Below are 22,049 nucleotides of genomic sequence, written 5' to 3'. Positions count from 1 at the left end.
GCTCGCCCGCCTCGGGCGAGCACCCGCGGGACCGCGAGCCACTACCATCGCCGGGCCATGACCCCACCGTCGTGGCCCGCGGTGCCGATGCTCTTCGTCGAGGTCGAAGGCGTGCTGCGCAAGACGCCCGAGGACCTCGGCCGCCCGTACCGCGGCCCGTTCGACATCGAGGTCTTCCCGGACGCCGTCGAGCGGCTGCGCCTGTGGAAGGGCGCCGGCGGGCGCGTCATCGCCTTCAGCCAGCAGGGCGGCGTCGCACTGGGCGAGACCGACGAGCAGACCGCGGTGCGCACGCTCTGGACGGTCCGCGAGCGCGTCGCCAACCTCCTCGACCACGTCGTGCACTGCCCGCACCACCCCGACGCGCCGATGCCCGACCACGCCCGCTGCTGGTGCCGGCTCCCGCGCCCAGGGCTCCTCATCGCCGGGCAGCACGAGGTCTCGCTGCGCCAGCAGGAGCGCTACCCGCTGTGGATGTCGCTGCTCGTGGCCCGCTCGCCCGAGGCGCTGCAGGCCGCGGCCGACCTGGACCTCGACCACCTCCACGGCGACCGCTGGCGCCGCGACGGGGGAGTGGACGAGGGGGGCTGAGCTTTCGGCGGCGGGTCGTCGTCGCGAGCGGCACGTTCGGCGTGATCGAGAGGCGTCGACGCCTGCGGTGCGTGCCCCTCGCCCGGTGCTCTCCCGTTCGATCTTCCGAGGGTGTCGTCGCTGCTGTCGGCGCGAGGACGCCGGCGACACTCTCGGGAGATCGAGTTGGAGAGCTTCGGCGGACCGTGCTCCTCACCGCGCCGTAGTCGCGAGGGGCACTGTCGGCATGGTCGGGGAGGCTTCGGCGCCTGCGGTGCGTGCCCCTCGCCCGGTGCTCTCCCGTTTGATCTCCCGACGGTGTCGTCGCTGCTGTCGGCGCGACGACGATGCGCCCCCGGCTCACGTCGTGAAGCGCTGCTCCAGCTCGCGGATCTCGTCCAGGCCCTCGCGGGCGGCGAAGGCGTCGAGCCCGCCGATCTCGTCGAGCACCGCGGCCGGGGTGCCGTCGGTGCGCAGGCGCGCGAGGACCGAGCGCATGGCGGTGTCGGCGGCGAGCAGCGTCGACACCGGGAACAGGACGAGCGAGAAGCCGAGCTCGGCGAGGCGGTCGTAGGACAGCGCCGGGGTGCGGCCGCCCTCGGCCCAGTTGAACAGCAGGCGGTGGCCGGCGAGCTCCTTGGCCACCGTCTCGATCGCCTCCTCCGAGGTCGGGGCCTCGACGAAGAGCACGTCGGCGCCGGCGTCGTGGAAGCGGCGGGCCCGCTCGATGGCGGCGTCGAGACCCTCGACGGCGGCGACGTCGGTGCGGGCGATGATGACCGTGTCCGGGTCGGACCGCGCCTCGACCGCCGCCCGGATCTTCGCCTCCATGTCCTCGCACGGCACGACGACCTTGCCCGCGAGGTGCCCGCAGCGCTTGGGCATCACCTGGTCCTCGATGTGCAGCCCGGCCACGCCCGCCTGCTCGTATTCGCGGACGGTGCGGATGACGTTGATCGGGTTGCCGTACCCGGTGTCGGCGTCGGCGATCAGCGGGACGTCGATCGTCGCGGCCATGCGGCGCGCGTTGTCGACCATCTCGGCCTGCCCGAGCAGGCCGACGTCCGGGCGCCCGAGCAGCGAGGCCGTGGTACCGAAGCCGGTCATGTAGGCGACGTCGAACCCCGCCTGCTCCACGAGGCGCGCGGAGTGGGCGTCGAAGGCGCCGGGGGCGAGGACGGGCCGCCCGGAGTCGAGCAGCTCGCGCAGGCGGGCGCGGCGGTTGCCGGGACGGCTGAGCAGATCTCCCACGACGCGGGCTCCTTGTGCACAACGGGGGACGGCCGCGCCCGATCGTGCCTTGTCGCGCCCGGCAGCGCACCCTACGTTGCACACAACGCCGGAGACGGAGGGGCGATGACGAGCACGACCGCACGCGCCGCGGGTCGCGCCTCCGAGCGCGCGCTCGCCGACCTGCGCACCGCCATCCTCGACGGTGACCTCGCGGCCGGGGCGCACGTCGGCGAGGTCGAGACGGCCGAGCGGCTGGGGCTCTCGCGCACCCCGGTCCGCGAGGCGCTCACCCGCCTGGCCGCCGAGGGGCTGGTCGAGCTCGAGGCCCACCGCGGCGCGCGGGTCACGCGGTTCTCCCGCGCCGACCTCGACGGCATCTTCGACGTCCGCCTGGCCCTCGAGCCTCGCGCGACCGCCCGCGCCGCCGCCCACGCCACGCCCGCGGACCTCGACGCCCTCGAGGCGCTCGCCCGCCGCATGCAGGAGCTCGGCGCCCCGGGCCCCGGCCAGGACCTCGACGCGCTCGTCGAGCTCAACCGCGACTTCCACGCGCGCCTGCTCGACCTCGCGCACGCGCCGGCACTGGCCGCGGCGCTGGGCACCGTCGTGCACACGCCCGTCGTCACCCGGACCTTCCGCGCCTACGACCCCGACTCGCTCGCCCGCAGCCTTGCCCACCACGTCGAGATCGTCGCCGCGCTGCGGGCCGGCGACGGGGACTGGGCGGGCGCGGTGATGCGCTGCCACCTCGGCAACGCCCGCGCCGTGATGGTGGGTGCGCGGTGAGCAACCCGCACGGCGCCCCGTTCGCCGGCCGCGTGGGCTGGGGGAGCCGGCCCGCCGTGGTCGTCGTCGACCTGGTGCGCGCCTACACCGAGCCCGGCGGACCCTTCTTCCTCGACTCGCCGACCGTCGTCGACGCCTGCACCGACCTCGTCGGCGCCGCCCGCGACGCGCGCGTCCCCGTGCTCTGGACGGTGGTGCGCTTCGCCCCCGACATGGCCGACGCGGGCTTCTTCGCCGCCAAGGTGCCCTCGCTCGCCTGCTTCGCCGAGGGCGCGCCGGGCGGGTGGGGCGAGCTCGCGCTGGCGCCGGGGGAGGGCGAGGCACTCGTCGTCAAGCAGCACGCGTCGTCGTTCGCGGGCACCTCGCTGGCCGGGACGCTGCGGGCGCGCGGCGTCGACACCGTCGTCGTCGCCGGGGTGTCGACGTCGGGCTGCGTGCGCGCCACCGCCACCGACGCGCTCGCGCACGGCTTCCGGCCCATCGTCGTGGCCGACGCCTGCGCCGACCGGAGCACCGCCCTGCACGACCAGAACCTCGCCGACCTCGACGCCAAGTACGCCGACGTCGTCGACCTGGCGGCGGCTCTCGAGCGGCTGCGCGCGACGGTCTGATCACAGTCGGGGGCGAGATCTCCCGCGACGTCGGGAAGGACCGTTTCGTCGGCTCGACCTGCGTGAACGGTGGGTGTACACCGGGTGCTGACGACCCGACCACACCCCTCGCGGCCGGGCCGCCTCCGTCGCCGGGACCGAGCGAGGAGCGCGATCGCCATGAGTGAACGTCCGTTGTCCGACCGCCGCCGTCACGAGCACGCCGAGCTCGACTGGGAGGTCCGTGCCTGGGCCGACCCGCCGGGTCGCCGGCCCGACGCGGAGGGCTGGCACAGCCTCGGGTGGAGCGAGAACCACGACGACGCGGTCGTCCTGGCCCGCGCGCTGACCGAGTCGCGGCAGTACGAGTACGCCGAGGTCTGGGGGCCGTGCGGGGACGCGACGGCGGGCCGGGCGCGCATGTGCGAGCGGTTCCCCGAGCCGGACGCCGAGGAGCGCCGGGCGATGTGGCTGCGCGCGGCCGCCGAGCACTACACCGACGGCATCGACCTGCCGCACCGCACCTTCGCCGACACGGTGTGAGCCGCCGCCGGTCGGCGGCCCCCGGCCGACCGGCCTCCGGCCGAACATAGGAGCTGCTATGTTCGGCCGGCGAGGGGGTGGCGACGTGACCGTGACCAACCGCGAGGGCTTCTTCGACGCGGCGATGACGCTCCTGGCCCACGAGGGACGGTCCGGGCTGCGCCTGGCCACGCTGTGCCGGGCCGTCGGCGTGACGAGCGGGTCCTTCTACCACCACTTCGGCGGCTGGGACGGCTTCGTCGACGCGCTGCTCGAGCACTGGGAGACGGTCGACACCCACCGCCTCGCCGAGCTCGCCGACCGCGAGCCCGACCCCGAGGGGCGCCTCGACGTGCTCAAGCACCTCGCGCTGACGTTCCCGCACGAGGCCGAGACGGCGATCCGGGCGTGGGCGCACGGCGACCCGCGCGTCGCCCTCGTGCAGGAGCGGGTCGACGAGCAGCGCCGGCGGGTCGTCGCCGACGCGCTCGTCGCGGCCGGGGCGGAGACGGCACGGGCCGACCGGCTCGCCGACCTCGCGCTCGCGGTGCTCATCGGCCGTCAGCAGCGCCTCGGCACCACCGACGTCGGCGAGCTGCTCGCCCTGTTCGACGAGGTCTCCGCCCTCGGCGAGGTCACTCCGGCCGGCGGTGCCAGCGGGGGTCGTGGAGCAGGTCGACGAAGTTCGGGTTGTTGAGCGCGCCGGTGCGCGCCCGACGCACCAGGTCGATCGCCTCGTCCGGGTCGTGACCGCCGCGGATCAGCGCGGCCGCCGAGAGCAGGCCGGACCGGTTGATGCCCGCCGCGCAGTGGATGAGGACCCGCTTGCCCCCGTTGCGCATGTCGTCGACGAGGTCGGCGAGTCCGCGCAGCGTCGCGAAGTCCGGCGCCGGGCCGTCCTCGATGATCCAGTGGACGTAGAACTCGACGTCCTCGAGCGGCGGCGCGCTGCCGTGCAGGTCGAACACCGCGTCCCAGTGCTCGCCGGGCTCGGGGCTCCCGGACTGCCACAGCCCCGGCACGATCTCGTGGGGCGGCCAGGGCGGCGGCTCCTCGGTGAGGTCGTCGCGCAGGTGTGCCGCGACGTAGTCGTCGTCCTGCAGTTCAGCCACCGGTGGCCCTCCGCCTGTCGTGCGTCCTGTCGTCCCATCCTGGCCATCGCGACCGCGTCGTGCACGGTTCACGGGGCGACCGCCGCCGCGAACGCCCGTGCCGTCGCGGTCGGGGCCACCTGCCCCGACCACGCCAGCACGATCGGCAGCGGGGCGGGCTCCTCCGCGATCGGCACAGCGACCACCTCGTCGCGTCGTCCGGCACCCGGGTCGGCATGGGCGAGCACCGTGAAACCCAGCCCCTGCGCCACGAGCGCCCGGGCGGTCTCGGCGTTCGCCGTGCGGTAGCGGATGCGGGGTGAGAGCCCGGCGGCGAGGCAGACGCCGAGGGCGTGCTCCGAGCTGGGCGGCAGGTCCAGCAGGACCATCGGCTCGCCGGCGAGGTCGGCGAGCGCGACCGGCCGCGTCCCGTGCAGCAGCGCGTGGCCGCGGGGCAGGACGAGGTGGGGCGTGTTGGCCGAGACTCCCGTGAGCTCCAGGGCCGGGTCGAGGCGGTGGTCGTAGACGACGGCGACGTCGAGCTCGCCCTCGAGCAGGCCGCGCTGCAGCAGGTCCTGCGAGCCCTCGACGAACTCGACGCGCGCCCGCGGGTGCCGCGCGCTGAAGCGTCCGATGGCCGCCGGGAGCAGGCCGGGAGCGAGCGTGGTGTAGCAGCCGACCCGCACGGTGCCGGCGACCTCGCCCGGGTCGCCGCCCGCGGCGTCGGCGAGCTCCCCGGCCTCGCGCAGCAGGCGGCGGGCGCGGCGCAGCGTCTCCTGGCCCGCCGGCGTGAGGCGGATGCCGTGCGCGCGGCGGCGCACGGTGAGCTGGGCGTCGAGGGCACGCTCGAGCTCGTCGAGGGCGAGCGAGAGCGCCGACGCCGAGACGTGCAGCGTCGCCGACGCCCCGGCCAGCGTCCCCGCCTCGGCGACCGCGACGAAGTACGCGAGCTGCCGCAGGGAATACGCAGGATTGCTCACGTATCAGCCCACATACCTGAACTTTACAACGGATGTGGCGCGGCGCACGGTAGGTCGCATGACCACCACGCTGGACGGGTCGACGGGCGCCGGAGGGACGGCGCCGGCGGCCCGGACCTACGACGTCGGCGCGAGCGACGAGGTCGCCGAGCGCGGGCGCCTCGTCGTCACCGTCGGCCACGGCGCCGACGCCGTCACCGTCGGCGTCTTCCGCTTCCGCGACCGCCTCTACGCCTACGAGAACACCTGCGCCCACCAGGGCGGACCGGCCTGCCAGGGCCGCATCGTCTCCCGGGTGCGCGAGCGCCTCGACGACGAGCGACGCAGCCTCGGCCTCGTCTTCGACGACTCCGTCATGCACGTCGTCTGCCCCTGGCACGGCTTCGAGTACGACGTCACGACGGGGCGCCACCCCGGGCGGCCGGACTACGCGCTGCGCCCGGTGACGGTCGCCGAGGAGGGCGGGCGGATCCGTGTCACGGTCTGAGCGCGCCGGGCGCATCACCGGGCTGGTCGACCAGCTGACCGCGGAGGTCGACGCCGGCCTCGGCGACGGGGCGATCGCGGCGCTCGACCCCGACGTCGCCCGCCGCCTGTTCGCCGTCGCCGGCCGCCTCTACGCGGTCGCCGCCGAGGAGGGCGCCCACCCGCCGGCGAGCACCGACCTCACGCCCACCGAGTCCGTCGTCCTCGCGACGGCGGCGCTCCGGGCCCACGACCTCAACCCGTTCGACCTCGCGCTGTGGTTCTCGAGGAGCAGCTCATGACCATCGACGACGGTGTGCGTCGCCTGCCGACGCAGCAGATCACCACCCACACCGACAGCCGCGAGATCCTCGCCAACGCCGCGCGCGACACCGAGCGCTACGGGCTCGACGACTACTTCATCGTCGACGTCGACTCCCACCACGTGGAGCTCGACTCGTGGCCGGAGATCCTCGAGTACCTGGAGTCGCCGGTGCTCAAGGACACCGCGCACCAGATGATGCGCAACTGGCCGCAGGCCTCCCACCTGGCCCTGCACAACCACCCGCCCGGGCTGACGATGCAGGACGTCTCCGGGCGCATCCCGCACCAGGCCTCGCTGGCCGAGGAGACACCGGGCGCCGCGTCGGGGGCCGAGCGCGACGTGACGCTCGTGCGCCGGGCGATGGACGCGATGAGCATCGACGTCCAGGTCGTCTTCCCGCAGCCGATGCTCGAGACCGGCCTGCACCCGCAGCCGCAGGTCGCGAGCGCGCTGCTCCAGGCCTACAACCGCTGGTTCACCAGCCAGATCCTGCCGCGCGAGCCCCGGGTCAAGACGATGCTCGGGCTGCCGTTCGAGGACCCCGACGCGTGCCTCGCGACCGTCGAGGAGTTCGCCGACCACCCCGGCGTCATCGGCTTCCTCGTCACCAGCCAGCGCCACGCGGGCGTGCACCGCAACGCCTACATGCCGCTCTACCGCGTGCTCGAGGAGCGCGGCCTGCCGATCGGCTTCCACGCCGGGCCGAACCAGGCCGACTCGATGACGTCGACGATGAACCGCTTCCTGTCGGCGCACGCCATGAGCTTCGTGACCTGCAACATGACCCACATGACCAACTGGGTCATCAACGGCATCCCCGAGCGGTTCCCCGGCCTGAAGACGATCTGGATCGAGAGCGGGCTGGCCTGGGTGCCGTTCATGATGCAGCGGCTCGACCACGAGTACTTCATGCGCCAGTCCGACGCGCCGCTGCTGACGAGGCCGCCGTCGCACTACATCCGCGAGATGTACTACACCTCGCAGCCCATGGAGTGGACCGACGCCGCGTTGCTGGAGTCGACACTGCGGGCGATCGACGCCCCGAACCAGCTGATGTACTCGTCGGACTGGCCGCACTGGGACTTCGACGTGCCCGGGCGCATCGCGTCGCTGCCGTTCCTCGACGACCACGCCAAGCGGAACATCCTCGGCGAGACCGCCCGCAAGGTGTTCGGGCTCTGAGCTCCCGCCGCCCGACCTCTCGCCGCCCCCCGGCCCGCGTTGGGCGCCCCGACCGGGGCCGGGGGTGGCTCGATCCAGCTTGGTGAGGCTAGCCTTCCTCGCATTCGGGTGAAGGAGGGTCCGTGGCGAGGATGGCGGTGCTGCCGCTGCTCGAGGTGGTGGCGACCGAACGCATCACCCCGCGCATGCAGCGGGTGACGCTCGGTGGTCCCGCCCTGCGCGCCCTCGAGCCCGCGCCGCCCGCCGCGCACGTCCGCCTGCTCTTCGCCGAGCCCGGGGCGCCCGTCGCGCTCCCGAGCCCCGGCCCGTCGGGGCTCACGTGGCCCGCGGACTGCTCGCGGCCCTACGCCCGCAGCATGTCCGTGCGCGCGCTCGACCGCGTCCGCGGCACGATGACGATCGACATCGCCCTGCACGGCGACTCCGCCGCCGGGCGCTGGGCCACCGCCGCGCACCCCGGCGACCCCGCCGGCGTCGTCGGCCCGGGCGGGGGCTGGGCCCCGCCCGCGGACGCCCGTGCGGTGCTGCTCGCCGGCGACGACACCGCGCTGCCCGCCATCGCCGCCCTGCACGAGGCGCTGCCCGCGGACCTGCCCGTCGAGACGGTGGTCGAGGTCGCCGACCCCGCCGACGAGCAGACGCTCGCCCGCCCCGTCACGTGGGTGCACCGGGCAGCCGGCGGCTCGCTCGCCGACGCCGTGCGCGCCCGCGCGGTCACCGCCGGGACCGCGGCGTGGGTCGCGGGGGAGGGGCACGCGGTCAAGGCGATCCGCGAGCACCTGCGCCTCGACCGCGGCCTGGCCCGCAGCCACTGCCACGCCATCCGCTACTGGACGCGCGGGCGCTCGCACGAGGACTCCGACGCCACGTTCGGCGCCGCCCGCGCCGAGGCCGCGCGCCGGGGCATCGACCTCGTCACCACCCAGGACGTGCACGAGATGAGCTACGAGCTCATGACGGGCGGTTTCCGGCTCCCACTGGGCTGAACGCCAGGTCCGCACATGATCGTCGCCCGTCTGGGGCAGACTCCCGGCACCGATCGCAAGACGGCACCGTGACGGCGAGGAGTGCAGGTGGGCGACGTGGGCGAGCTGGTCGCCGAGCGCTACCGCGTCCTCGCGCGCGTCGGGCAGGGCGCGATGGGCGTCGTCTGGCGCGCCGAGGACGAGCGGCTGCAGCGGGAGGTCGCCCTCAAGCAGGTCTCGCTGCCCGCGGGCGCCGACGACCAGGCCCGCGACCGCGCCCACCGGCGCGTCTTCCGCGAGGGCCGGATGATCGCCCGGCTGCACCACCCGCACGCGATCACGGTCTACGACGTCGTCGAGCACGACGACCGCCCGTGGCTGGTCATGGAGTACCTGGCGTCGCGCAGCCTGGCCGAGGTCCTCGTCGCCGACGGGCCGCTCGAGCCCGAGCGGGTCGCGCGGATGGGGCGCCAGGTCGCCGACGCCCTCGCCGCCGCGCACCAGGCCGGGATCGTGCACCGCGACGTCAAGCCCGGCAACGTGCTGCTCGCCGACGACGGGCTGGCCAAGGTCACCGACTTCGGCATCGCCCGCGCCGTCGACGACGTCACCCTCACCTCGACCGGGATGATGGCCGGCACCCCGGCCTACCTCGCCCCGGAGGTGGCGCGCGGCGGAGCGGCGGACTTCAGGTCCGACGTGTACTCGCTCGGGTCGACGCTCTACGCCGCGCTCGAGGGCGCGCCGCCGTTCGGCACCGGCGACAACCCGCTGGCGGTGCTCCACCGCGTCGCGTCCGGGGAGTACGCACCGCCGACCCCGCGCGGGCCGATCACCGCGCTCGTCGAGGCGCTGCTGCGGTCCGGGCCGGCGGAGCGCCCGGACATGCCGCGGGTCCGCGACGACCTCGCCCGCCTCGTGTCGACCGAGGCCGGGACGGAGGAGGGGCCCGTGACGCCGGTGCTGGCGCGGCCGGTGCCGGCGGCGGAGCCCGGACCGTCCTCGACTCCCCAGCCGACACCCCAGCCGACACCCCAGCCGACACCCCAGCCGACCTCGCAGCGGGCCCCGCACCCGACCGCCGCGCCGACGACGGCCCCGGCCACGGCCCCGACGACCGCCCCGACGACCGCCCCGCCCCCCGACCGGGCACCCGAGCCGGACCACTCGCCGGCGGCCGCGCGGATGTCCGTGGCCGCGTCGCCGGCGGCGTCCGTGTCGTCGCCGCCGTCGGGAGCGCCGGCGCCCGCGCGGCACGGGCCTGCGGACGGCGGCGTCGCCGGACCGCACGGTTCCCGGCCCGACACGCGCCCGGCCACGACGGCCCCGGTCGGGACGCCCGGGCCGGACGAGCCGCACACGACCGAGGAGCCGGCCCGCGGGCGGCGGTGGCCGTGGATCGTGGCCGCGGCGGCGGTCGTCGCGGTGGTCGCCGTGATCGCGGTGGCGGCGCTGCTGAGCACGACCTCCGACCGGCCGGGCGCCTCGGTCCCCGGCGGCACGGCCGCGCCGGAGAGCTCGGCACCGGAGAGCGAGGGCACGGGCGGCACCACCGGCAGTGCGGCGAGCGACGGCGGGGGCGGCAACTCCGGGGTGGCGCCGTCCGGGAGTCCCGAGGAGCAGGCCCGCCAGCAGGCGGTGATCGACTACTACGGGCTGCTGCCCGAGCGGACCGACGAGGGCTGGCAGCGGCTCACGCCGTCGTTCCAGCAGGCCACGGCGGGCGGGTTCGCGAACTACCGCGGCTTCTGGGGCCAGATGCAGCAGGTCACCGTGCGCTCGGTGTCACCCGCGGGCGGAGACGAGGTCGACGCGACCGTCAGCTACCGCTACGCCGACGGCCGCGAGGTCGACGAGCGCACGGTGTTCCGGCTGGCCTTCGCCGACGGCATCTGGAAGATCGACGGGCAACGGCAGGCGGGCTGAGGACTCACGGGCTGAGGACTCACGGTCCGAGGAACACCCGCTGCGGGTGCGGGTGGCGCAGGAACTCGTGGTGGGAGATGTCCCAGCCGTAGGCGCCCGCGGCGTCGAACACGACGACGTCGCCGGCCCGCAGACGGTCCACGGGCGCGCGGGCGAGGGTGTCCTTCGGGGTGCAGAGCTCGCCGCAGATCGTCACCTCCTCACCCGTGACCTCGGGGCGCGGGCGTCCCGCGGGCCACGTGTCGACGGGGACGACGTGGAACGGGTGGCTGTGCTGCCACGACGCGGGCAGGCGGAAGTGGTGCGTGCCGCCGCGCAGCAGGGCGTAGGCGTGGCCGTGGGTGTGCTTCACGTCGAGCACCTCGGCGGCGTAGACGCCGCAGCGGGCGACGAGGAAGCGCCCGCACTCGAAGTCGACCTCGCGCCAGTGGGCGGGGAACGTCGTCAGCAGCTCCTCGAGGCCGCGGCAGAAGGCCGGCCAGTCGAACGGGGTGTCGAGCGCGGCGTAGTCGACGCCGATGCCGCCCCCGACGTTGACGACCTCGGCGCGGACCCCGAAGCGCTCCTCCCAGCCGAGCACGACGTCGCGGTAGTGCCCGAGCATCGCGAGGTGGGTGGCGGGGTCGAGGTTGTTCGACAGCGAGTGCAGGTGGAACCCGGCGAGGCGGATCCCGGGCAGGGTCGTGGCGGCGGCGACGGCGGCGGGGAGGTCGGTCTCGTCGATCCCGAACTGGGTCGGGCGCCCGGCCATGGCGATCTGGGCCGCAGGGAAGGGGCCGGCGAGGTTGACGCGCAGGAGCACGTCGACGGTGGTGTGCCGGGCGCGCGCGGCGTCGCTGAGCCGGTGCAGGCCGAGCAGGCTCTCGACGTGGACGCGGGTGACGCCGGCGGCGACCGCGGCGGCGAGCTCGTCGTCGGTCGGCACCGGGCCGCCCAGGAGCACCGCGGCGTCCGGCGCGGCGTCGCCGACGACGCGCAGCTCGCCGCCCGACGCGACCTCGAACCCGGCGACGATCCCGTCGAGGGCGGCGACGACCCGCTCGTCGGCGTTCGCCTTGACCGCGTAGAACATCCGGCACCGCGGGGGCAGGGCGTCGACGACGGTGCGGACGTGCTCCTGCAGGGCGCGCAGGTCGTAGGAGTAGAGGCACACGGGGCCCGGGGCCGCGACGGCGGCGGCGATCACGTCGTCATGTGAGCGGAAATCACGGTCATGACCGTGATTTCCGCTCAGATGGCTGCGGAAGGCGCGCACCGCCAGGGACCGCTCCTCGCCGTGGACGAGGTCGCGCACGCCGCGGGCGCGCCAGCGGTGGACGTCGGCGGGCACGCGGGGGATGGCGCAGAACCGCACGCCGTGGCGCTCGCAGGCGGCGTGGACCTGCTCGACGGCCCGGCGCACGCGCGGGTGCCGCGTACGCCACGGCACCCCGAGCGACTGGGACAGGTCGGCGGCGCCCTCGAGCACCACGTCGAGCCCGGGCGTCGCGACGATCTCGTCGATGACGTCGAGCGCCTCGGCGTCCTCGATCATCGCGACCACCGTGACCCGCGCGTTCGCCGTCGCCACGTGGGTCGCGAGGTCCACCCGCCCGTAGCCGACCATCCGTCCCGAGTTCAGCGACCGCATCCCCGCCGGCGCGTACCGGGCCGCGCGCACGACCTCCTCGACGTCGGCGCGGCAGCGCACGTGCGGGATCACCACGCCCGTCGCCCCGGCATCGAGCACGCGCAGGACGAACCCGGGGTCGTGCTCGGGCACCCGCACCCACGGCGCGATCCCGGCCACCTCGGCGGCGCGGATCATCTCCTGCAGGGTGTCGGGGGAGACGAGCGCGTGCTCGGCGTCGAGGATCGCCACGTCGTACCCGGCGGCGCCGACCATCTCGACCAGCGCGGGCGACGGCGTCGCCACGAAGAGCCCGTCCACGTGGAGCCAGTGTGCCCGGCCCCGTGTGAGCACTTTCCACGGCTACAGCCGTGGAGAGCGCTCACGACCGACGGGGCCGAACCACCCCTCGTGCGTGATCTCCTGAGCCATGGCTCAGGAGATCACGCACGGAGGGGGTTCGGGAGGTCGTGCACCCGGAGCTCGGTGTCGGGCCAGAGGCGGCGGGTGGTGAGCTTCTCGATCTCGACGGTCGGCGCGAACACGTCGAACGTCGACAGCCGCGCCGCGAACTCCGGCACCCGGGCGGCGTGGTCGCGGATCGCCCGCGCGACGACCGCCCAGAACTCCTCCTCGCCGAACCCGTAGTCGCTCGCCAGCACCCACGCCACCTCGGCCAGGTTCACGAAGCACAGGCAGTCGAGCAGGAACCCCGTGACCTGGGCGGGGTCGTCGGTCTCGAGGAACGAGTTGGCGTTGGGGTGGTCGGCCGGCGGCGCCTCGAGCGCCGGCGCCGGGGCGCGCAGCAGGGACCGCGAGAACCGCACCCCGTCGTGGAAGTCCTTGAGCGCCACCCGCGTCGGCAGGCCCCCGGCGTGCACGAGCAGCATGTTCTGCGCGTGCGACTCCAGCGCCACCCCGTGCACGACGAGCAGGTGCACCAGCGGCAGCACCGTCGCCGTGACCAGCCGCTCCACCCATCCCCGCGCGCCCTGCGCCCGGATCCACGGGTCGATCAGCGGCACGCCCTCGACCGACCGCGACGCCAGCCCCGGGAACGGCACGGCCCGCTCGGCGGGGTGCAGGTACCGGTGCAGGCTCTCCCGCCAGATCGCGCCGAGGCCCGGGTCGACGGTGACGCCGAGGACCTCGCGCAGCACGATCACCCGCGCCTTGTCCGCCAGCACCGGGTCGCCGGCGACGAGGCCCGCCAGCCAGTCGGAGATCGGCGCGGCGTTGCGGACGGTGTGCGGCGCGAGGCCCCGCGACGTCGACGTGTTCGTGATCGCCAGCGGCAGCTTCACCGACGGCTCCGACGGGGCGTCGACCCGCGCCAGGGTGCGGATCGACATCTGCGGTCGGTGGTCACCTCCGAGACCTGTCACCCGCAACGCCCCCGACGCCAGGGCCCCGGCGTGGGCGGCGGCCACGTGGTGGTCCCACTGCCACGGGTGCACCGGGATCCCGACGCGCCCGGCCGGCGCGCGCCACACCGACGCCGGGTCGAGCCCCGCCGACGCCGACAGCGCGACCAGCGACGGGTCGGCGTCGAGCAGCACCGGGCGCACGGTCGGCGCGAACTCCGGGGTGTAGGCGACCAGGTCGTCGACCCCGAACCCGATCCGCGACTTGTACGCCGGGTGGTAGCGGTGCCCGTCCGCGACGAGCGCCTCGAGCGCGTCGTGGCCCGCGTCCGGGTCGATCGGGCCCGCCGGGCGCGCGGACGCCGCCAGCGCGTCCCCGAGCACGGTCGCGGCGAGCTCACCGGCGAGGCGGGCCCGGCACGCGGGGTCGGCGTGGATCGGTGCGTCGGCGAGGAACGCGGCCGGGGTGACGGGACGCCCGTCGCGCGTCACCGGGCCCGTCAGCCGCACCCGCCCGAACGACGGCGTGCGCACGAACCGCAGCGCGAACGGCCCGGCGCTCGTCCCGGGCCCACCGTCGCCGACGACCTCGACGGCGTCCTCGAGCACCAGCGACTCGACGAGCTGCGCGAGCACCCGGTCGCGCACCGGGTCCGCGGCCGCCAGCGCGTCGGCGACCTCGGCGGGCCTCACGGCACGGCCCGCAGCGGGTTCGGGACGCGCGTGGTGCCCGCCGGCATGCTCGTCCCTCGCGACGGGCCGCGCTCGAGCAGCGGGCGCAGCACGGTCCGGTAGGGCCAGGTCTCGGCGTCCAGCAGCGTCCCCCGCAACGCCTGGCGGACCACCGGGCTGCGCGTCCGGTCGACGGCCCCCTCCACGGCGTGGCGGATCACCGACCACCAGCGCGGCTCGGGCTCGCCGGTCGCGCGCACCAGGGCGTCGGCCACCCCGCCCAGACCGACCTCGACGGCGAGCGTGCAGAAGAAGCCGATCAGCTCGGCGGGCGTGTCCAGGCGCAGCGACTGCGTCCCGCCGGGCGCGAGGCGGTAGGCGGGGTCGGGCACCGAGAGCCAGCGCGGGTGGACGCGCACGGCGTCGTGGTCGCGCAGCACCAGCCGCTCCACCCGCCCGGCGCGCACCTCCACCAGCACGTTCTGCCCGTGCATCTCCGGCAGCACGCCGTGGCGCAGGAACCCGATCCCGACCTCGACGACGGCCTCGACCACCGCGCCGAACACCGCCGGCGGGTCCCCGAGACCGGCCAGCGCCCCGTCCCACGCCGGCGCCGACAACGCGGCCAGGGGCAGGCGCACCGCCCCGTCGGGACACGGCGGCAGCCGGCGCAGCGCCGCCGCGAGATGCCCGGGCCGGTCGTGGAACTCGTCGCTGCCGTCGGGTGCGGCGAACCCCGACCACGCCGACTCGCCGGCGACCGCCACCCGCGACGCGAGGGCGGGGTCGGCGGCGAGCACCCGGCGCAGCACCAGCTCACCGCGCTGCCCGTGGTCGAGCGAGCGCGCCCCGAGCAGGCGCGCCGAGCCGAGCGTCGTCACCCCGAGCGGGAGCTTGAGGTGCCGGTCGCCGCCGAGGTCGAGGGTGCGCAGCGACGACGTCGCCGTGCCCGACCCGACCCCGCGCGCCAGCGGGACGACCGTCCCGTCGGCGAGCTCGCGGCCGAAGGCGACCGGGAGCACGCGCTCGCGGTCGAACGGATGCACGGGCAGCGCCTCGTAGCCGTCCGGGGCCTCCGGGGCGCCGTCGACGATCACCGGGCCCGCGGAGCCGTGGCGCACGTGGTCGCGGCGCACGGCGACCCAGTCCAGCGCGACCTCGCGGCCCGGGCCCCAGCGGTCGAGCTCGGCGCGCGACCAGCCGGCCACCGCCCGCGCCGTCGGGTGGAAGGGACGGCCCCGGGCCGCCGCGAGCTCCTCGCCGGAGGAGCCCGTGAGCACGTGCGCCACCGCCGTCCCCAGGTCCCGGGCCACGACCTGCCCGCACGGCGCGTCGGGGGCGAGGTGCTCGAGGACCTCGGCGGGGTCGGTCGTCTCGCGCACCGCCTCGCCCGGTGCCCCGACCAGCACCGGCCCGTCGACGTAGCGTGAGGTCTGCAGCACCCTGCCCGCCCGGGCCCGCCAGGCGACACAGCGCCCGTCGGGCAGGAGCAGACGCACCCACGTGCCCGGGCGGCCGTCCGGACCCGAGCCGGGACGCACCCGCCCGGCGCCCGCGAGGTCCTCGGCGACGGCCGCGTCGAGCAGGTCGCGCAGGACGAGGACACGCGGATCGGTGGTCACGAGGTACTCACGGGGCACTCACCTGCTGACCGCAGACGCCGCGACCCGCCGGGCCCGGGCGCGGTCGAGCCAGGCGTCGTCCCACACGCGGTCGAGGTAGCGGTCGCCGCGGTCGGGGAAGATCGCGACGATGCGGGCCGGCGGGGCGAGGTCGCGGACGAGGCGGCGCACCGCGGTGACGACGGCGCCGGTGGAGCCGCCCGCGAAGATCGCCTCGGTGGCGAGCAGCTCGCGGCACGCCTCGGCGGCGGTGGCGTCGTCGACGTGCTCGACGCGGTCGATCTCGGCGGGGGAGTGCAGCTCGGGGACGCGGCTGGACCCGAGCCCCGGCAGCTCCCGCCGCCCGCCCGGCCCACCGAAGATCACCGAGCCGACGGCGTCGGCGGCGACCACCTCGACCGGCCCGCTCTCGCGCAGCCGCCGGGCACACCCGAGCAGGCTGCCGGTGGTGGAGACGGCGCCGACGAGGTGGGTCGGGGCGACCATCGCGTCGGCGATCTCGGCGCCGGTCCCGTGGTAGTGGGCGAGCCAGTTGCGGTCGTTGGCGTACTGGTTGATCCACACGGTGTCCGGCGTCGTCGCGAGGATCTCGTGGACGCGCGCGAGCCGGGTGTGCAGGTAGCCGCCGGCCTCGTCCGGCTCGTCGACGGTGACGACGTCCGCCCCGAGCCCGCGCATGACCGCGACGTTGGCGGCGCTCGCGTGGGGGTCGACGACGCAGGTGAACGCGAGCCCGTGCAGGCGCGCGGCCATCGCCACGGCGACCCCGAAGTTGCCGGAGCTCGACTCCACGAGGCGGCTGCCCGGCGGGATCGAGCCGTCCGCGAGCCCCGTGCCGACGATGTAGCGCGCCGAGCGGTCCTTCATGCTGCCGCCCGGGTTCATCAGCTCGAGCTTGGCCAGCACCGCCACGCCGGGCTGCGGGAACATCCGCCCGAGCCGGACCAGCGGCGTCGTGCCCACCGCGTCCAGCACCGAGTCGTGCACGGCCCAGGCCCCTGCGGGGGACCCGGCGAGGTCACCGGTGGGGCCCGGGCGGGGCCCACGGGCGAGGGTCACGCACACCTCCGTCGCGACGCGGCAGGGCGACGACGGAGATCCCCCGCGCCGACCGAGGCAACCCTAACCACGCGCCCGGCGATGCCGAACGGGTGACCGGCACCCCGCCCGGGAGGCCCCGATCAGCCGACGTTGTCCGGGTTGTCGGTGGCCTTGTGGGCGCCCCAGCCGTGCCAGCGGTCGACCTCGATCCACGCGCTGACCCGGCCGCGGTCGCGGATCGGGTAGGGCTTGCCGGTGTAGTGCTGCGCGAGCCGGTCGATGACGGCGAGGTCGTCGTCGTCAGCCCACTCGACCACGTGGCCCTGCATGCTGACGTGGGTGTACCAGTCGTCCTCCGCGAGGACGGTGATCGAGACCCGCGGGTCGTTCTTCAGGTACTCGACGCGCTTGCGGGCGTTGTCCATGTTGACCAGCACCCGGTCGTCCTCCCAGAGGTACCAGGTCGCCACGGAGACGGGCTGGCCGTCGGGGCGCAGCGACACGACGACGCTGGGGTTGGGACGGGCCAGGAGCTGCTGGGTCTCGTCGGGCAGCGGGGGGCGGGGCATGGGGGAGTCCTTCCGGTGGGGTCGGCGGCGGGGGTGCCCGCGTCAGGCCCGGGCACACTCCTCCTGCGTGCGGCGCGAGCGCACCACGAGCAGGCGCGCGACGACCGCGGTGACGCCGAGGGCGACGACGACCAGCCCGTACCCCTCCGCGACCGGCTGCAGACCGATCTGCACGGTGAGGACCCCGGCGACGACGGCCGGGAGGCTGAACGCGAGGTAGGCGATGGTGTAGGCGACGGCCATGAGCTCGCCGCGGGTCTCCGGCGCCGCGATCCGGGCCAGCGTGCCGAAGCAGGCCAGCGACGCCGACCCGAACCCGAGCCCGGCGACGACCGTCCCCACCACCGTGAGCAGCGGCGACGCGAGCACCAGGCCGCCGAGCGTCACCAGCGTGCCCAGCGCGAGCAGCCCGCCGGCGGGCGCGAGCAGCGACTCCGGCGGGCGGCGGAACACCGTGATGGCGGTCAGCGCGCCGACCCCGCACAGCAGGGTCACGACGATCCCGCCGACGAGGTGGCTGCGCAGGCCCAGGATCTCGGCGGCGACCGACGGGCCCAGCGACAGGTAGAGCCCGCCGAGCGCCCAGCTCGCCGCGAGCGTCGGGACGATCGCCAGCACGTCGGCGCGCAGCCCGGCCGGGATCCGCAGGCGGGGCCGCAGCGAGGCCCAGGCGCCGGTGCGCCGCGGCGCGGTCTCGGGCAGCAGGGCGAGCACGACGGCGACGACGGCGAACCCGGCGAGCAGCACGCCCCACACCAGCCGCGTCGGGGCCGGCGCGTACTCGACGAGCAGGCCGCAGCCGAGGGCCCCGAGCGCGAGCCCGATCAGCGGCGTCGTGGCGTTGGCGAGCCCGGCGCGGCGCGGGTGCAGGTCGACGAGCGTCGCGGCCATCGCCGTGATCGCCGCACCGGTGGCCGCCCCCTGCACCGCCCGGGCGACGAGCAGCGTCGTCACCCCGTCGGCGACGAGGAACAGCACGACCGCCACCGTCTGCACCACCAGCGCGACGGCCAGCACGGGCCGTCGCCCGACGTGGTCGGACAGCCCGCCGACCACCAGCAGCGACGTCAGCAGGAACAGCACGTAGACGGCGAAGACCACCGTCAACGTCGCGGCGGAGAAGCCCCACTGCGCCTGGTAGACGACGTAGAGCGGGGACGGGACGCTCGAGGCGGCGAGGAAGAGCACCACGACCCCGGCCACCGCGGCGAAGAGCCGGCCGCGGCGGGCGGGGTCGAGGGCGTCGGCTGGGGCCGCTGCGGGGGCGCTCACTCCAGGAGCCAACGCCCGCGGCGCCGAATCTATGTCCGCGCGTACCGGGAGAGGTACCGCTCACGCGTCCGCGGGTGGAGGTTCGCGAGCGTCACGTCGCCGTCGTAGTGGGCGAGGACCTTCGGGTCCATGATCCGTCGCCACACCGGCGGGACCAGGGCCACGACGATCATCGAGCCGTAGCCGCTGGGCAGCTGCGGCGACTCCTCGAAGTGGCGCAGCGTCTGGTAGCGGCGCAGCGGGTTGGCGTGGTGGTCGGAGTGGCGCTGCAGCTGGTAGAGCAGCAGGTTCGACACGGTGTGGTCGGCGTTCCAGCTGTGGCGCGGGTCGGTGCGCTCGTAGCGCCCGTCGGCGCGCTTGCCGCGCTTCAGGCCGTAGTGCTCCAGGTAGTTGACCACCTCGAGCAGCGTGAACCCGACCACCGCCTGCAGCACCAGCCACGGCAGCACCGCCCACCCGAAGACGGCGACCAGCGCCACGAAGAGCACGAGGGTCATCGCCCACGCCACCGCGATCTCGTGGTCGAGCAGGCTGTGCCGGCCCTTGGCGCGGCGCTTGCGCTCGAGGTGCCACGACGAGCGCAGGCTGCCCCACACCGTGCGCGGCAGGAACGCCCAGAAGCTCTCGCCGAGCCGCGAGCTGGCCGGGTCCTCCGGGGTGGCGACGCGGACGTGGTGGCCGCGGTTGTGCTCGACGTAGAAGTGCCCGTACGCGGAGCTGGCCAGGGCGATCTTCGAGAGCCAGCGCTCGACGTCCTCGCGCTTGTGGCCCAGCTCGTGGGCGGTGTTGATGGCGACGCCGCTGACCACGCCCATCGTCAGCGCGAGGCCGAGCTGCGCGTGCCAGGGCAGGCCCCACGTGGCCCACACCCAGCAGCTGAACACCAGGCTCGCGTACTGGACGGGGAGGAACAGGTAGGTGACCCAGCGGTAGTAGCGGTCGGCCTCGAGCCGCTCGCGCTCGTCCTCGGGCGGGTTGTCGTCGGTGGCCCCGAAGACGAGGTCGAGCGTCGGCAGGATGACGAACAGGATCATCGGGCCGAGCCACCAGAAGACGGGGCTGTCGGTCAGCGCGACCAGGCCGGCCCCGGCGAACGGCATCGCCGGCATCAGCGTGGCCAGCGGCCACAGGTAGCGCTTGCGGTCCCGCCACGGGCGCGGCGGGGCGCTCCCGGTCCGGTCGCCGGTGGTCACTTCGGTGGTGCTCATGGGCCTGTCTCCCTCGACGCGACGGCTCGCGACAGAGTCTGCGCTGTGATGCGCTCTGAGACAAGAACTTATTTTTGTCTCAGGCCCGGATGAGGGCCACCAGGAGGCGAGAGACGCGCTGGCCGACGTCGACCGGGTCGAGGGCCGGCGCGACGACGTGCGAGATGACGAGGCGGACGACGGCGTCGACGGTCTCCTCGATCCGCGTCGGCAGGAGATCGGGGCGGCGCTGCTCCAGCCAGGTGGCGAGCAGGGCACGCGCGGACTCGCGGATCGACTCGGACCGCGAGGTCAGGAACGGGAGCAGGCCGACGTCGCCCGTGCGGCTGCCGGTGAGGACGGCGCGGAGCAACGGGTTGCGGGCGGCCTCCTCGAGGGTCAGGCGGGTGGCGGCGGCGACCGCCTCGCCCACGTCGTCGTGCTCGGCCAGGGCCTCGTTGATGGCGGCGAAGAAGCGCTCGGCCTCGCGGTTCATGAGGGCCTCGCCGAGCCCGTCCTTGTTCCCGAACTCCCGGTAGAGGGTGGGGCGCGAGACCCCGGAGTCGACGGCGACCTCACCCACGCGGACCCGTTCCCAGCCGCGTTCGACCGTGTGCTGGTGCGCGGTCGTCAGAACCCGCTCCCGCACCTGGCGCCGGAACTCCAGGCGCAGCGACTCCCCGGTCATGCGATCAGTGTCACGCACCGCAACCGATCAGGTGCGTGGAGCACGAGACGGACACCCGGTCGGGCCTGCGCGTTGACCTACGAGAAGCAACCCCTCTGCCGTGGCGTGCGCCACGCCGTCGGCGCAATCTTTACGGCCGTCCGGCGGGCGAGCGCTGGGCCGAAGTGAGTCACTTCCTCAGGAAGGGCGACCGGCGAGTAACGACGGACACCGATCGCCGATGAGCGGCCAAACCACATGGGTGCGACTCGGGGGTCCACCGTCCGGCCGAAGGGGTCCGCGCATGCTCGTCCGTCCCGGTCGTCTGCTCCCGAGCGTGATCGTCGGCGCCCTCGTGACCGGGGCCCTGGCCCTCGGGGCCGGGGTGGCGTCGGCGGCGGAGGAGTGCAAGGTCGACGGCCAGAGTTTTGCCGTGCGGGGGCTGCTGACCGCCGATTCCGGAGGTCGGTGCCTCCTGTCTCTGGTTCCTGCCTCTCTTGCTCAGGTCCAGGCGTTTCTGGAGGAAGCCGCGCCAACCACTGTGCCAGCGACCGGATCAACGGAGAACGACTCGTCGTCGGGCGGAGGTACAGGGTCGACGGGCCCGGACCCGATCACGGACACGATCGATGACGTCGTCGATGGCGTGACCGGCAGCAACGGGTCGACGGGCAGCGATGGCTCCTCGAGCGGAGGTCCAGACTCAGAACCCGCTTCCTCAGGAAACGGCTCGACCGGCAGCGGGGGCAGCGACACCGGAGCCCCGGCCGGCGGCCCCGGCGCCGGTGCCCCGCCGGCGTCGGCCCTGCCGGCGCCCGACGTCAGGGGCCTGGCCGCCCCGATGGCCGCGGCCGCGCCCGGCGGGCTGGCCGCGATGGTGCCGACCCTGAACTTCGGCGCGCCCAACGTCGGTCTGCTCGCCCCGCTCGGCAGCCCGCTGCGTCCGTTGACCGGCATCAGCCCGGCGTCGCCGGTCACCACCACCAGCGACGTCCAGGCCATGGCCGTGGACTCGGTGCCCGGCGGGCTGGGGACGCCGGCGGTGGTGGGCACGCTGATCCTCTCGGCGCTGGCCGCGTTCGCCCTGCGCCACCGGGTGCTCCACCGGGCGCGGAAGGCCGCCGAGGCGGACACCGTCGAGAGGCCGGTGCCGGCCCCCGTTTCCTGAGAACGGTCACCCGGGGCCGGGACGCCCACAGCCGAGATCCCGTTCGCCCGTCCGGGTGAGCTGATCTCCACCGCCGACCCGGTGATCGCGACTTCGGTGACGAACCCCCGCACATCTGCGGCGATCCGTCACCGAACTCGCGATCACGGGCACCGCGAGCCCGGTCAGCGCGCCGCGTCGGTCCCGGCGATCGCGACGGGGAGGTGCTTGATCCCGTTGACGAAGATGCTGCGCAGGCGGTCG

The 22,049-nt window shown here is 75.1% G+C and carries 22 protein-coding genes; 11 read left to right on the top strand and 11 right to left on the bottom strand.

The features are described 5' to 3' along the window. The first annotated feature begins 57 nt into the window (after positions 1-57). Complete coding sequence (locus PH190_RS12840; protein WP_274231913.1) at positions 58-591, top strand: HAD family hydrolase; 534 nt, start codon at positions 58-60, stop codon at positions 589-591. A gap of 339 nt (positions 592-930) precedes the next feature. Here the strand turns inward: PH190_RS12840 and PH190_RS12835 are convergent, their stop codons facing one another. Next, positions 931-1,821: an isocitrate lyase/PEP mutase family protein gene (locus tag PH190_RS12835; protein WP_274231912.1), complete on the bottom strand. Its 891-nt coding sequence runs from the start codon at positions 1,819-1,821 to the stop codon at positions 931-933. A 105-nt stretch (positions 1,822-1,926) separates the two neighbouring features. On the opposite strand from PH190_RS12835, the gene PH190_RS12830 reads away from it, so the two are divergent. The 4 genes from PH190_RS12830 to PH190_RS12815 all read left to right on the top strand — a co-directional run bounded on the left by PH190_RS12830 (position 1,927) and on the right by PH190_RS12815 (position 4,398). Continuing rightward, the gene (locus tag PH190_RS12830) at positions 1,927-2,589 is read left to right on the top strand and encodes a GntR family transcriptional regulator (protein ID WP_274231911.1); all 663 of its coding nucleotides are present in this window, start codon (positions 1,927-1,929) and stop codon (positions 2,587-2,589) included. Beyond that, a complete protein-coding gene (locus PH190_RS12825) occupies positions 2,586-3,200 on the top strand; it encodes an isochorismatase family protein (protein WP_274231910.1) in 615 nt (204 codons plus the stop codon). The genes PH190_RS12830 and PH190_RS12825 overlap by 4 nt, the downstream gene beginning before the upstream one ends. Before the next feature lie 159 nt (positions 3,201-3,359). Further along, positions 3,360-3,722, top strand: coding sequence for a hypothetical protein (locus PH190_RS12820; RefSeq protein WP_274231909.1), 363 nt, complete (start codon positions 3,360-3,362; stop codon positions 3,720-3,722). Between the two features lie 85 nt (positions 3,723-3,807). Beyond that, positions 3,808-4,398 carry a TetR/AcrR family transcriptional regulator gene (locus tag PH190_RS12815; RefSeq protein WP_274231908.1) on the top strand — a complete coding sequence of 197 codons (591 nt, stop codon included), beginning with the start codon at positions 3,808-3,810 and terminating at the stop codon, positions 4,396-4,398. On the opposite strand, the gene PH190_RS12810 is transcribed toward PH190_RS12815, so the two are convergent. Next, positions 4,337-4,813: a protein-tyrosine phosphatase family protein gene (locus PH190_RS12810; RefSeq protein WP_274231907.1), complete on the bottom strand. Its 477-nt coding sequence runs from the start codon at positions 4,811-4,813 to the stop codon at positions 4,337-4,339. The two genes, PH190_RS12815 and PH190_RS12810, sit on opposite strands and share 62 nt — an antisense overlap. Positions 4,814-4,881: 68 nt before the next feature. Continuing rightward, positions 4,882-5,772, bottom strand: coding sequence for a LysR substrate-binding domain-containing protein (locus PH190_RS12805; protein ID WP_274231906.1), 891 nt, complete (start codon positions 5,770-5,772; stop codon positions 4,882-4,884). A 58-nt stretch (positions 5,773-5,830) separates the two neighbouring features. Here PH190_RS12805 and PH190_RS12800 point away from each other — a divergent pair, with 58 nt between their 5' ends. The 5 genes from PH190_RS12800 (at position 5,831) to PH190_RS12780 (ending at position 10,635) form a co-directional block, all read left to right on the top strand. Beyond that, positions 5,831-6,259, top strand: a complete 429-nt coding sequence (locus PH190_RS12800; protein ID WP_274231905.1) for a Rieske (2Fe-2S) protein — start codon at positions 5,831-5,833, stop codon at positions 6,257-6,259. Beyond that, positions 6,246-6,539 carry a hypothetical protein gene (locus PH190_RS12795; RefSeq protein ID WP_274231904.1) on the top strand — a complete coding sequence of 98 codons (294 nt, stop codon included), beginning with the start codon at positions 6,246-6,248 and terminating at the stop codon, positions 6,537-6,539. Before PH190_RS12800 ends, PH190_RS12795 begins: the two co-directional genes overlap by 14 nt. Next, entirely contained in the window at positions 6,536-7,744 is a 1,209-nt protein-coding gene (locus PH190_RS12790; protein WP_274231903.1) for an amidohydrolase family protein, read from the top strand. The genes PH190_RS12795 and PH190_RS12790 overlap by 4 nt, the downstream gene beginning before the upstream one ends. Positions 7,745-7,875: 131 nt before the next feature. Further along, positions 7,876-8,730, top strand: a complete 855-nt coding sequence (locus PH190_RS12785; protein ID WP_274232094.1) for a siderophore-interacting protein — start codon at positions 7,876-7,878, stop codon at positions 8,728-8,730. Between the two features lie 87 nt (positions 8,731-8,817). Next, the gene (locus tag PH190_RS12780; protein ID WP_274231902.1) at positions 8,818-10,635 is read left to right on the top strand and encodes a serine/threonine-protein kinase; all 1,818 of its coding nucleotides are present in this window, start codon (positions 8,818-8,820) and stop codon (positions 10,633-10,635) included. Positions 10,636-10,654: 19 nt separating this feature from the next. Here the strand turns inward: PH190_RS12780 and PH190_RS12775 are convergent, their stop codons facing one another. The 8 genes from PH190_RS12775 to PH190_RS12740 form a co-directional block, all read right to left on the bottom strand. Then, a complete protein-coding gene (locus PH190_RS12775; RefSeq protein ID WP_274231901.1) occupies positions 10,655-12,565 on the bottom strand; it encodes an aldolase/citrate lyase family protein in 1,911 nt (636 codons plus the stop codon). A gap of 122 nt (positions 12,566-12,687) precedes the next feature. Beyond that, complete coding sequence (locus PH190_RS12770; RefSeq protein ID WP_274231900.1) at positions 12,688-14,301, bottom strand: IucA/IucC family protein; 1,614 nt, start codon at positions 14,299-14,301, stop codon at positions 12,688-12,690. Next, complete coding sequence (locus PH190_RS12765) at positions 14,298-15,902, bottom strand: IucA/IucC family protein (RefSeq protein WP_274231899.1); 1,605 nt, start codon at positions 15,900-15,902, stop codon at positions 14,298-14,300. Before PH190_RS12765 ends, PH190_RS12770 begins: the two co-directional genes overlap by 4 nt. 18 nt (positions 15,903-15,920) lie before the next feature. After that, entirely contained in the window at positions 15,921-16,961 is a 1,041-nt protein-coding gene (sbnA, locus tag PH190_RS12760; protein ID WP_274231898.1) for a 2,3-diaminopropionate biosynthesis protein SbnA, read from the bottom strand. 122 nt (positions 16,962-17,083) lie between these two features. Further along, entirely contained in the window at positions 17,084-17,512 is a 429-nt protein-coding gene (locus PH190_RS12755; protein ID WP_274231897.1) for a PPOX class F420-dependent oxidoreductase, read from the bottom strand. 42 nt (positions 17,513-17,554) lie between these two features. Next, complete coding sequence (locus PH190_RS12750) at positions 17,555-18,784, bottom strand: MFS transporter (RefSeq protein ID WP_274231896.1); 1,230 nt, start codon at positions 18,782-18,784, stop codon at positions 17,555-17,557. 29 nt (positions 18,785-18,813) lie between these two features. Further along, positions 18,814-19,992 carry an alkane 1-monooxygenase gene (locus PH190_RS12745; protein ID WP_274231895.1) on the bottom strand — a complete coding sequence of 393 codons (1,179 nt, stop codon included), beginning with the start codon at positions 19,990-19,992 and terminating at the stop codon, positions 18,814-18,816. A gap of 79 nt (positions 19,993-20,071) precedes the next feature. Next, positions 20,072-20,659 carry a TetR/AcrR family transcriptional regulator gene (locus PH190_RS12740; RefSeq protein WP_274231894.1) on the bottom strand — a complete coding sequence of 196 codons (588 nt, stop codon included), beginning with the start codon at positions 20,657-20,659 and terminating at the stop codon, positions 20,072-20,074. A 316-nt stretch (positions 20,660-20,975) separates the two neighbouring features. Here PH190_RS12740 and PH190_RS12735 point away from each other — a divergent pair, with 316 nt between their 5' ends. Then, a complete protein-coding gene (locus PH190_RS12735; RefSeq protein ID WP_274231893.1) occupies positions 20,976-21,806 on the top strand; it encodes a hypothetical protein in 831 nt (276 codons plus the stop codon). The last annotated feature ends 243 nt before the right edge of the window (positions 21,807-22,049 follow it).

It is taken from the genome of Actinomycetospora straminea (genome assembly GCF_028737255.1).
Taxonomy (GTDB): Bacteria; Actinomycetota; Actinomycetes; order Mycobacteriales; family Pseudonocardiaceae; genus Actinomycetospora; species Actinomycetospora straminea.
Note: the sequence above shows the minus strand (reverse complement) of the source record. Positions and strands in the feature narration are given on the sequence as shown.